General features: G+C 68.0%; 1 protein-coding gene. It reads right to left on the bottom strand.

Annotated features, from left to right (window positions below):
- Positions 1 to 359, bottom strand: a 359-nt coding sequence (locus Q7A36_RS41155; RefSeq protein WP_305109535.1) for an IS66 family transposase, incomplete at both ends; no start/stop codon positions are given.

The following is a 359-nucleotide window of genomic DNA, read 5'->3' as shown; positions in this document are numbered from 1 at the left end:
TTTGCGACTCAAGACCAGGGGCCTGATGGCGCGTTCGACCACGTTCGAGTCTATGTCGGCGCGGCCGTCTGCGAGGAACTGTTCGAGGCCGTCGCGGTGGTTCAGCGCGTAGCGGATGGCCTGTGCCGTTGGGCTGCCGCCCGACAGTCGCCCCAGCTGCTGCTCGAGCCAGGCGAACAGATCCTCGACCAGCGGCCGGCTCCTGGCTTGCCGGATTGTGCGTCGCAGGTCCGGTGGCTTACCGCGGATGGTGTCCTCGACGGCGTAGAGCGCAGCGATGCGCTGCAGGGCCTCCTGGGCGATCGGCGCGGTCCCATCCTTGGCGATGTCGAAGAACTCACGGCGCACATGGGCCCAGC

This window comes from Paracraurococcus lichenis (genome assembly GCF_030657435.1).
GTDB classification, from domain to species: Bacteria; Pseudomonadota; Alphaproteobacteria; order Acetobacterales; family Acetobacteraceae; genus Paracraurococcus; species Paracraurococcus lichenis.
Note: the sequence above shows the minus strand (reverse complement) of the source record. Positions and strands in the feature narration are given on the sequence as shown.